9 protein-coding genes and 2 pseudogenes are annotated in these 10254 nt (G+C 70.6%); 6 read left to right on the forward strand and 5 right to left on the reverse strand.

Annotated features, from left to right (window positions below):
* Positions 1-187 precede the first annotated feature (187 nt).
* From QMK24_RS05820 to QMK24_RS41715, 4 genes and pseudogenes are all read left to right on the forward strand, one after another.
* Positions 188-1156, forward strand: coding sequence for an LAETG motif-containing sortase-dependent surface protein (locus QMK24_RS05820; protein ID WP_283464050.1), 969 nt, complete (start codon positions 188-190; stop codon positions 1154-1156).
* Between the two features lie 720 nt (positions 1157-1876).
* Complete coding sequence (locus QMK24_RS05825) at positions 1877-2131, forward strand: type II toxin-antitoxin system VapB family antitoxin (RefSeq protein ID WP_283464051.1); 255 nt, start codon at positions 1877-1879, stop codon at positions 2129-2131.
* Entirely contained in the window at positions 2131-2550 is a 420-nt protein-coding gene (locus tag QMK24_RS05830) for a PIN domain nuclease (protein ID WP_283464052.1), read from the forward strand. Before QMK24_RS05825 ends, QMK24_RS05830 begins: the two co-directional genes overlap by 1 nt.
* A 425-nt stretch (positions 2551-2975) precedes the next feature.
* A pseudogene (locus tag QMK24_RS41715) lies at positions 2976-3059 on the forward strand (hypothetical protein); the annotation flags it as partial.
* A gap of 24 nt (positions 3060-3083) precedes the next feature.
* Here QMK24_RS41715 and QMK24_RS41720 read toward each other — a convergent pair.
* Positions 3084-3305 carry a hypothetical protein gene (locus tag QMK24_RS41720; protein WP_502962489.1) on the reverse strand — a complete coding sequence of 74 codons (222 nt, stop codon included), beginning with the start codon at positions 3303-3305 and terminating at the stop codon, positions 3084-3086.
* A 321-nt stretch (positions 3306-3626) separates the two neighbouring features.
* Positions 3627-4562: a hypothetical protein gene (locus tag QMK24_RS05840; RefSeq protein ID WP_283464074.1), complete on the reverse strand. Its 936-nt coding sequence runs from the start codon at positions 4560-4562 to the stop codon at positions 3627-3629.
* Between the two features lie 66 nt (positions 4563-4628).
* Between QMK24_RS05840 and QMK24_RS05845 the strand changes: the two genes are divergently transcribed.
* Positions 4629-5744: a hypothetical protein gene (locus tag QMK24_RS05845; protein WP_283464075.1), complete on the forward strand. Its 1116-nt coding sequence runs from the start codon at positions 4629-4631 to the stop codon at positions 5742-5744.
* A gap of 392 nt (positions 5745-6136) precedes the next feature.
* Here QMK24_RS05845 and QMK24_RS05850 read toward each other — a convergent pair whose 3' ends face one another.
* The 3 genes and pseudogenes from QMK24_RS05850 to QMK24_RS05860 all read right to left on the reverse strand — a co-directional run.
* Positions 6137-8044 (reverse strand): alkaline phosphatase family protein, encoded by a 1908-nt coding sequence (locus tag QMK24_RS05850; RefSeq protein WP_283464053.1) that lies wholly within the window; start codon positions 8042-8044, stop codon positions 6137-6139.
* 17 nt (positions 8045-8061) lie between these two features.
* Complete coding sequence (locus QMK24_RS05855) at positions 8062-8625, reverse strand: hypothetical protein (protein ID WP_283464055.1); 564 nt, start codon at positions 8623-8625, stop codon at positions 8062-8064.
* A gap of 370 nt (positions 8626-8995) precedes the next feature.
* A pseudogene (locus QMK24_RS05860) lies at positions 8996-9109 on the reverse strand (SAM-dependent methyltransferase); the annotation flags it as partial.
* Between the two features lie 217 nt (positions 9110-9326).
* Between QMK24_RS05860 and QMK24_RS05865 the strand changes: the two are divergent.
* Positions 9327-10139: a C1 family peptidase gene (locus tag QMK24_RS05865; RefSeq protein ID WP_283464056.1), complete on the forward strand. Its 813-nt coding sequence runs from the start codon at positions 9327-9329 to the stop codon at positions 10137-10139.
* Positions 10140-10254: the final 115 nt, after the last annotated feature.

Raw genomic sequence — 10254 nt, forward strand, 5'->3', positions numbered from 1 at the left:
TTCTTGCCGGCGTGGGCAACTGCCCGAACGTGCGCCATATGTCCGACACCCGCATGGTGTTGAGGGACTCCCGGTGGTCAAACGTTCACCCATCAGGCCGGTATTTGGTCATATGATCAGCCCGGTCGTCCTGCGTGTGTTCCGTCCGCGGCGGCCCTCCTATCTCTTTGGACCCGAGAGGTCTTGCATGAAGCTCCGCCGCACCCTGGTGACCGTCGCCGCGACCGCCGCCATCGCGCCCGCCGCACTGCTGTCCGCGAGCACCGCGTCCGCCGGCACCGCACTTCCCACCGCGGGCACCTCCGCCACGGCGAGCCCGAGCGCCTCGACCAGCCCGTCGACGACGCCGTCGAACACCTCCAGCCCCACCGCGTCGGGCACCGTGAGCACGAAGCCGACCGCGAGCACCTCGACTCCTGCGCAACCCACCACCTCGGGCTCTCCCACCGATGAGCCGACAGACGGGCCTGGGCTGTGCGCGGACAAGCCCGGCTACCAGGAGAAGGTCACCACCACCCTCACCGGCCTGCCCGGCAAGATCGTCGCGGGCAGCGGATGGCACAACCTCACCCTGACCACCACCAACAACTCCGCAAAGGACGTCTCCGCGCTCGTGTTCTACGCGGGCGTCGGCCCCGCCTCCCAGAACGCCCCGGACGCCTTCTCCACCAAGCAGGTCGTTCTGCAGGCGTACGACGAACAGGGCGGTACCTGGCAGAACATCAACGACGGCGCCGGCCACTCCGTCGGCTTCGCCGGCTTCAGCGACACCCTCAAGGCCGGCGAGAAGATCGCCATCAAGCTGCGCCTGGACGTCAAGGCCACCGCCCCCATCAGCAAGGGCATGACCATCGGCGGCGGCGTGTACGCCAACGACCAGGACCACTGCCTCGGCGACAGCGGCCACGCCTACCTCGTCCAGATCGTCGGCCCCGGCACTACCACCGACGGCACCGTGCCGCAGACGGGCGGCAAGGTCCCGCTGCCGACCACCCCGCCCAACAAGAGCACCCTGCCCCACGTCACCGGCAACCTCGCCGAAACCGGCTCCTCCAGCGCCACCCCGGTGATCGCCGGTGTCGGCGCCGCCACCGCCGCCGTCGGCGCCGGCGCGATATTCATCGTGCGCCGCCGCAAGACCAGCACCGCCGCATAGCCCACAGCCTTCCCAGCCCGACAATGATGGGCCGCACCCCCGGCGGGGGTGCGGCCCATCATTGAATTCCGCCACCAGGCCATCACGCCACGGACCTGGCCGCCGCGCAGCTCAACCGCCGTCCCGGCAGGAGCGACTGCCCCAGCCGCCCATCCAGGACTTGGCCGCGGACGATCGGAAACCAGACCTCCGACCTACGCATTACGATGCACAGGTCACACATGCCCGATTTAGATAGATTCCAAGATCAATGAAAACAAGAAACCCCAGGTCAGCGGCCCGACCTGGGGTTCCCTTGGGCCGCCTTCGGGATTCGAAGCCGAGACCTACGCATTACGAGACCATGAGGGATCATGTTGCGTGGCGTTCGCTCGTGCTGCCGAGTGACGTTATTCCTGATCAGAGCACGTGCCGCATGTTGGCCCGTGACGCCTCGCGCTGCACCGTCCAAAGGCGTCCGTCCACCGGCCGTCCACCGGCGGGGCCGCTCTGCTGGCAACCTCTCGCCCGTCTCATCGCTTCTGGCGAGACCCCTGGCAGGGGGCAGAACTTGACATGAGGACGACTGTCCATCTCCCACAAGGAGCGACCGCGCGGCACTTCACCACCGAGCGCCGCAGTCTCCATCCACGACGAGAGCCCCTCATTGAAACGATATCTACCACGGATCATCAATGGTATCGTTTTACTGACAGGAGCATCCGCGAAGGGACCATCCACATGGCCAGAACCGTCATCGACCTCGACGAAGACATGGTCGCCGAGGCCATGCGCATCTTCGGCACCAAGACCAAGGCCAAAGCCGTCCGCCTCGCCATGGAGGACGCCGTCAAGAGGCACCTGCGGCAGGAGGGCTTCGACTCCATGGACGCCGGCGAGCTCGACTTCAGCGAGATCGTCGAGAACACTGGCCCGCGCAACGCCGACGGCTCCCTCAAGCACAACGGCGACCGCGACGGAGGCCGGGCCGCCTGATGCAGGACCGCTACCTGATCGACAAGTCCGCCCTGGCCCGCTGGACGAAGCCGAGCGTCAAGGAGGTGCTCAAGCCTCTGCACGAGCGCTACCTCCTCGCCGTGTGCCAGCCCACCGAGTACGAGATGATCCACTCCGCACGGGACAGCTCAGAAGCAACACGGATCAGTACTTGGCTCCACGCCTTCGACTACCTCCGCACCGATGACGACATCTTCCTCCGCGCTCTCGAGATCCAGCGCCATGCCCTCAACGCCGGCTTCCACCGCGCCCTGTCGCTCCCCGACCTTCTCCTCGCCGCCACTGCGGAGCTGAACCGGCGGACGGTCCTCCACTACGACGGCGACTTCGACATGATCGCCTCCCTCACCGGCCAGCCCACCGAATGGGTCGTCCCGCCCGGCAGCGCCGACCGCTGAGAATGCCGGCCTTCCCCACCTCCGATGAGTTGTCTGGTGTCCCTCATCGAGTGGTCGTCGAGGGGGTGGCAGCTGGCCTGTGTCAGCGCGCTGGTCGCCCTGTACACAGCCTTGGCTCTGCGCGGATCCCTGCGGGGTCCTGGGCTGGGCCGCCGGGGTGAGCCTCGTCGAACTGACCCTCGCCGTCTTCTTCCTGGTGCCGGTCGCAAACGCCCCTTCGGCCTCTTCTTCCTGCTCGGGACGGCGACGGGGGCCGTCGCCACCGGCCTGACGCTCCGTATCCGCCGGATGTACCTGACGGCGCTGGAGGACCGGGCGCCCGCCTGGAGACAGAGCGCGACCAGCGCGTCCGGCTCGCCGCGGCGACGGAGCGCTCCCGGATCGCGCGCGACATGCGCGACATCGTCGGCCTCAACCTCTCGGTCATGGTCGGTCTCGCCGACGGCGCCGCGACCCTCGCTGCCCACCGCAGCGAGCCGTCCGCCGAGGCCCTCCGCATCCTGGGCGACACCGGCCGCCAGGCCGTGGGCGAACTACGCCGCGTCCTGGGCGTCCTGCGCGAGGAGCAGGAGGGCGAGCGGCTGCTCAGCCCGCAGCCCGGGGTCCGTGACCTGGACCCCCTTTTGGCGCGGGTCCGCGCCGCGGGGCTGACCGTGGCCTACCGGACCGTGGGCGATCTCGACGCGCTGGGCAGCGGTGTCCAGCTCGTCATCTACCGCATAGTCCAAGAAGCCCTGACCAACACGCTCAAGCAAGCGGGCACCGACTCCACCGCCGCAGTGAACGTGGCCGCGCACGCCGGCCGGAGCGTACCTGCGCGACGAGGCCGCCGAGCCGGAAGCCGCAGTCATCCGTTCCGCAGCGACATCAGCCATGCCAGGTCCGCCGCGGCGTGGCGGCGGACCGTCTGCTCACGGGTGAACAGCTCCTGGGTCTTCGTCAGCACCAGCGTGTACGGACCCCCTGCCGCCTGGTCTGGTGGCGCACCGGCAGCTCGGCCAAGTCGATCCTGGTGTGCACATGCCGCCGCCCCTCCTTCGCCAGCGGCCATTCGAGGACCCGTCGCGACCGGGAGCCTAGGAACGCACCGAGGACACCGCACAGCTCGCAGCCGCACCCGGCCCAGACCACTGACCAGTCGTCAGCAGCGCGCGGCGGCCGCTCGCACACCGCGCGGAGCCGGTCCGCGCAGTCCCGCGCGATCGCGTCGAGCCCCGCCACGCCCCACTCGGCCGCCGGCAACGCCTCCGCGGCGCGGCGCAGCAGCGGCATCGGCACTCGAGCACCGTGTCCCCGCGTTCGCGCAGCGCTGCCAGGATCCCGTCCCGCAGCTCTTCGTCGGCCGCCGCCAGGACGTGTCGCAGCGGCAGGGCCAGCTGCTGCAGCTGCGCACGGCGGATCTCGGCCGCCCCGGTCGTGGTCCACAGCTGCAGGCCACTGTCCACCGCAGCCCAGACCCCGGCGGGGAGCAGCTGCGCCACCGCCGACGCCCGATGGGCACGCAGCGCCGTGCACAGCTCCGGCAACTGCTCGGTCCACTGGTACTGATGCCGTTGGAGGCGGTGCTCCGATGCGAACCAAGCGTCGACGACCCGGCGCATCCACCCGGTTCCGTACCGCTGGGCTGCCGCGGCCAGTCCGCCCGCGTGCTCCGGGCTGAGCGCGCCCGCCTGGAACGGCTCCAGCAGCATCGCCGCGGTCTCGGCCGCATCCAGGCCCGCGGCCACCTGCAACGCGCAGTCCAGCAGCTCGGGTTGCGGACGGGTGCGCTTCCAGAACGGTGCGAGGGACTGGGCCTGGTTGTGCGCCCGGTCCAGGTCGCCCCGCGCCATGCCGACGCGCAGTTCCTCCAGGGCCCACCGCGATCCGGCCTCGCCGCGTGCCGCGAAGGCCCGCTCACGCGGCCACCCGCTGGCCACCCTGACCCCATGACCGTCCTGCGCGAGGAGTTCCAGCAGGCCGTCGACCGGCTGCCCGAAGAAGACCTCGGCCCGCTGCAACCGCAGCCGCATTCCTGCGCTCGGTCCGCTCCGGCCGCGTCGTCCTCGAGCACCTCGCTCGCGGTAGGCTGCACGGCCGTGAGCGAGTACCAGTACTACGAGTTCCAGGCCATCGACCGACCGTTGACCAAGGACGAGCTCGAGCAGGTGCGGGCCCTGTCGAGCCGGGCCCGGATCAGCGCGACGCACTTCGTCAACGAGTACCACTACGGCAACTTCCGCGGCGATGAGCACAAACTGGTGGAACAGCTGTACGACGCCCACTTGTACTTCGCCAACTGGGGCTCGCGGCGCCTGATGCTGCGCCTGCCCACCACGCTGCTGCCCGCCCGCAGCGCCGAACCGTACTGTGTGGAAGACGCCTTGACCTGCTGGACCAGGAACGGGCACCTACTGCTCGACTTTGCCTGCTCGGCCGAGGACAGTGGCGAGTGGGACTTCGAGACCTCCTTCACCCTCGCCTCCTTCACCACCCTGCGTACCGAACTCGCCGCGGGCGACCTGCGTTCCCTCTATCTGGCCTGGCTTTCCGCGCTCACCCGCTGGGAGTTGGAGGAGGACGTCGACGAGGACGAGTACACCTACGCCGTCGAGGCGCCCGTACCCGCAGGCCTTGCCCACCTCACCGGCCCGCAGCAGGCCTTGGCGGACTTCCTGCACATCGACCCGCACCTGCTCACCGCGCTGCCCGCGCCAGCGGTGCCGCCCCTTCCCAGGCAATCGACAAGGACGCGCTCGCCGCCTGGATCCGCGCCCTGCCGCAGCGTGAGAAGGACGCCCTCCTGCTGGACGCCGCCCTGGGCGCCGCCCCACAGCCGGGCCCCGCGCTGCTGGCCCGCCACCGCGCCGCGTCCCACGGTACAGCCGAACCGTCCACCGCCACCCGGCACCGCTCAGCCGCGGAGCTCCTCGACGCCGCCCACGAGGTGCGCAGCGCGGTCGCCACGGCGGTGCGGGCGGCGGGCGGTCTCGCACAGTCCCACGCCCGCCTCCAGCGACTCATGCACGACAGCGTGCCGCTTCAGGGTTCGCTCATTGCGGGAGCCCGGCGTGACCTCGGTCGGCGATGTGCGCCAGCACGCGGCGTGTTGGGCGACGGTCTTCTCCACCGCGGCGGCGAGGCCGTGCCACAGGTGCCAGCAGTCACTGACCTGCACCGCGTCCGGCAGGGCGTCGGTGACGGCCTGGGCGTAGGAGGCCGATCCGTCCCGGCACTCCCAGTACGGGCGCCGCACCGATAAGTCGATCACGACCGGGCGACCGCCGACCGCCTCGTCCGTCACATGCCGCACATACCGGCTGTGCTCCCCTGCCGAGGACCGACAACACCCCTGACAGGCAACCGGCATGCCGTCGCAGGTCCGCGCGGTGATCCGCACCACCCCGGCCCGGGCATCCACATCTTCGACCTGCACCGCGGCCAGCTGCAGGAGCTCCAGCTCGACGTCATACACTCCCAGCCTGCACCCGAACTGATGCCACGTCACTGCCCTCGAGGCGCCCGATCATCGCATACGAAAATCTTGGAAGAACCAAGAAAAAGACACTCCCCCACCGCGGATGTCGCCGATGCCGAGCCGCCCTGGCTATCGCTTCGCAGCCGATCCGGCATTGCGCACTCCCCGCTCGCTCAGGCGACCCGCGACCTCGGTCAGATACCGCCCGGCGTCCCCGAGGGTCCGGACCCCATCGGCCCGGTTCCGGATCCGCTCGTGCTCGCCCGGATCGAGACGCGCCTCCTGGATCGCTGCGGTCTGCAGGAATCCCCGCGCGGTCGGGGTGAGGGGGAGGCCGTCAGCAGACATCCGGTCGTGCGGCGAGCCGGCCTCCTGCCGGGCCGGCTGCGGCTGCGGCTGCGGCTGCGGCTGCGGCTGCGGCTGCGGCTGGGCCGGATCGCCGTCGCCGGCAGTGCCCGAGTCGGCCGGGTCCGGGAGCGTCCAGGGTGCGTCACGCGGGGCTTTGGCGGACAGCAGGTGCGCGAAGTCGTTCGCTTGTGCGTCGCGCCGGGTGAGTGGGGGAAGACCATACAGCCGCTCGACTGTGGCGAGCAGTGAGCCGTGGTCGTACTGGGTGTGGTCGATGAGATTGCAGTTCCGGTCCGCCGAGCCGCCCGGCGGCACCTGCGGGATCCACGGCGAGACGATGACGGCGGGTACCCGCACGCCGAGTTGGTCGAACCGGAAGCCGTGACGGTTGTGCTCGGGGTCGGTGCGATCGCCCGGTGGAACTGCTGCGGGCGGCGGCACGTGGTCGTAGAAGCCGCCGTGCTCGTCGTAGGTGACGACCAGCAGGCTCGATTCCCAGTGCGGTGAGCGCCGGATCGACTCGTAGACGTACTTGACCAGGGCTTCGCCGTGTGTCACGTCGTCCAGCGGGTGCTGGCTGTTGCCGCACCGGAAGTCGCCGCTGTGGCTGAGGACGTGCCCGTAGTCGGGTTCGATGAAGGTGTAGGCGGCCGAGAAGTCGGGCTGCCGCAGGTGTTCGGACAGCTCGTCGAGGCGGTGGAAGTGCGTGAGCGTGGTGGGCAGGTCCATGCCGGCGAGTGCGGAGATCTGGGGGAGCGCGTCACCGGCGTACACCCGCCAGGGGAGGTCCTTGCCGTCCAGGGCGTCGTAGATGGTGCCGTTCTCGAACTGGTAGCCGTCCAGGCGGGTCCCGACGACATCCAGCGGGCCGGGGCTGTGATCCAGGCCGCCTGAGGTCGCTGCGTGCAGGAAGAAGCGGTTCGGCCAGGTCGGACCGGGCAGCGCGGAGAACCATCGGTCGCACACCGCGAACTCGCGTGCGAGCGTGCTGAGTACGGGCAGCTGCTCGGGTGTGAAGCACGCCATCACCGCGCCGAGGTCCGCGAGCGCGGAGGCGTTCTTCTTGACGGCGGCCTGGTTGGCGTAGTTGTCGACGAATCCGCCCAGGGTGAGTGGTGGGTATGCGCCGCCGTAGGTACACCGGTCGTCGTGGGGCGGGCCGGTGATCGAGGTCGAGGCGAGCTGCAGTTGAACGTCGCAGAACTCGTGCGGCGGGTCCACCGGCATCGCGTAGGGAGCGCCCGTGCGGATCGGGAAGGCCACGCCGGCGTGGCTGTTGGCCTGGGTGCCGGGACCCTCCACCGTGGTGGGCGCACCCGTCACCGCATCGATGCCGGCTCCGGGCCGGATGGCGCCGCCCGCGTCCACGGTCCCGGTCGAGAGGCCGAGCATGTGGTCGAACGAGCGGTTCTCCAGGACGAGGACGAAGATGTGCTCGATCCGCCCGCCGGCGGCCGGGACCTGTCCGGGCCGCCGCAGCACGGCCCGGACAGCGTAGGCGGCGAGGGTGAGCAGCCAGTACAGCGGCCACGCCACGATGCGCCGGATCCGGTCGGCTGCCCAGGGGCGCACCCGGCCCGCCGGGGAGCCGGCCGCGCCGGACCCTGCCGCCCGGGCCCCGACCAGCCGTGCGTGCCACCGGTCGCGGCTGCGGATGATCGCGTACCGGATCTGTGCTCCCGCTCTCACCGTCGTACGCCTCCCCTTCAGGGGCAGGACGGCACCGGGCGCAGACCGGTGACCGCTCCGAGTGGGATGTCCGTGCTCCGGCCCTTGATCCGCAGCGTGATGAATCCGTTCGGGGCCGCGGTCAGGGTTCCGCACAGGGCGCCCGCCGAGGTCTGGACTTCGACCTGCGCGCTGGTGCTGCCGGTACGGTCGGGCCACCACGAGGAGGTGGCGGCCACCGACATCAGTGCCACCGCCGCGAAGGTCAGTGCGATCCCCGTACGGAGGCGGCGCCCGGCTCGACCCGCCTGGGCCTCGTCGTCCGGCCCCGCATCGGCGGCGCCGCCCGGCAACGGCCAGGCAACCCGTGCGACGAGGTAGGTGGCCCAGCAGGCGAGGGCAAGGGCCGACAGGACCAGCACGGCGACGAGCACCTGCACCGCGCGCGGCGCACTCGTGTTGCCCGCACTCTTGAGCACTCCGCACAGGCCCACGAAGCCGAGCGCGGCCAGTTGGACCGTGTGCCAGCCCTGGGCGGACGCCTGCACCCGGGCGAGGCGACCGACCGAGGGCGGGGAACCGGCGGGCTGCTCGTCTTCCACATCCGGCCTCTCTGACTTCCGGCCACGGACCCCTGAACGGCGCCGCGCGCTGTCCGACCAGGCGAGCAGCTCCGTCGGCGCAGGTCAAAGGGACGCGCCTGCCGACCAGCGCCGCACACCCGAACAGAGCAGCGTGCGCTCAGCGCGCTGCCGGCCCGGCGGGACTCCATGACGAGCACTGCTGCGCGCCGCTCGGCCGGGACCGCCTTGTACCGTTGCCGGTCCCGGCTGCCCCGAGGACCGCGCTGCGCCCTCCCGGGTGCCCGGCACCGAGGTCATGTGCCCCTTGGCCGCCGCGTCGACCACGGCGGCCATCGCGGCCGGGTCGAAGCCGCCCCGGGATGGGTGAAGTCCAGGTAACTGCCCGGAGCCCGGCCCTGGTGCTGCCCATCAGCGCGCGGGCGTGGGCGAGCACGATCGGGCTGTTGTCGACGTGGACGACCCGGCTCTCCGGGGCTGCGCCCTGGGCGACCTCACCAGTTGACACCGCCTCGATCGGCGTCGCCCGCACCATCACGGCTCAGGCCCGTGCCACGTTCGATTCCAATCGGGAGGCAGCTGGCGGTTCGTGATGCATGTGAGTGACCTCTACTGCGGAGGCGCGCGTTTCGCTCGTCGTTGGGTACTGACTTTGCGACCTCCTCTGAATACCGAATGCGATCTCCTCATGGCTGCTGGCGCGGCCCGAGAAGGGATGTCCCATGGCGAGTACTACGCCGCGCACGATCGCCCGCTTCGGCTGGGTGCCCGATCTGCCGGATGCGCGCGACCACATCTACTCACTGCCCCGTCTGGCGCTGGTGAGCTCGCCGCCCAGGACCGACCTGCGCGGCAGTCTCCCGCCGGTCTACAACCAGGGCCGGATCGGCAGCTGCACCGCCAACGCCATCGCCGGAGCCTTCGAGTTCGAGCTGATGCGGCAGCAGCTCCCGGCCACCACACCGTCGCGCCTGTTCATCTACTACAACGAGCGGGCCGTCGAAGGCCATGTGGGGACGGACTCCGGCGCCCAGATCCGTGACGGGATCAAGAGCGTGGCGACCCTGGGAGTGTGTCCGGAGACAGAGTGGCCCTACGACGACACCCCGGCCGTCAGCGACGGTGGGCCCTTCCCCTCGGGCGCCCGGGCCGGGAAGAAGCCCGCGGCGGGCTGCTACAAGGACGCCCTGCTGTCGACGGCGACCGCCTATCAGCGCATCGTCCAGGACCTGGACCAGCTCAAGGGCTGCCTGGCCGCCGGGTTCCCCTTCGTCTTCGGCTTCACCGTCTACTCCAGCTTCGAGAGCCCGGAGGTGGCCAAGACCGGTGACGCACCACTGCCCGCGTCGGACGACCAGGTCCTCGGCGGGCACGCCGTGCTAGCCGCAGGCTACGACGACACCACGCAGCGCTTCCTGGTGCGCAACTCTTGGGGCCCCGACTGGGGCCAGGACGGCTACTTCACCCTCCCCTACGCGTATCTGACCGAGCGGGGACTCTCCTCGGACTTCTGGACCCTGCGCCTGGTCACCTGACCCGGGCCACCACCAACCCCGTGGCGGCCCCGGCCGCCCCCGGGTTGGTGGTGGCCCCCGGCTCGCCACAACGGGGGCGGCGGCCCCCCGGGGGTGTGGCCGCGGGGCGGTCCAC

The organism is Streptomyces sp. PH10-H1, assembly GCF_030063355.1.
GTDB lineage: Bacteria > Actinomycetota > Actinomycetes > Streptomycetales > Streptomycetaceae > Actinacidiphila.

Bases quoted from the DNA above. Each gene is read 5' to 3' on its own strand.
- QMK24_RS05820 (WP_283464050.1), top strand. From the start codon at position 188: ATGAAGCTCCGCCGCACCCTGGTGACCGTCGCCGCGACCGCCGCCATC.
- QMK24_RS05825 (WP_283464051.1), top strand. From the start codon at position 1,877: ATGGCCAGAACCGTCATCGACCTCGACGAAGACATGGTCGCCGAGGCC.
- QMK24_RS05830 (WP_283464052.1), top strand. From the start codon at position 2,131: ATGCAGGACCGCTACCTGATCGACAAGTCCGCCCTGGCCCGCTGGACG.
- QMK24_RS05840 (WP_283464074.1), bottom strand. From the start codon at position 4,562: ATGCGGCTGCGGTTGCAGCGGGCCGAGGTCTTCTTCGGGCAGCCGGTC.
- QMK24_RS05865 (WP_283464056.1), top strand. From the start codon at position 9,327: ATGGCGAGTACTACGCCGCGCACGATCGCCCGCTTCGGCTGGGTGCCC.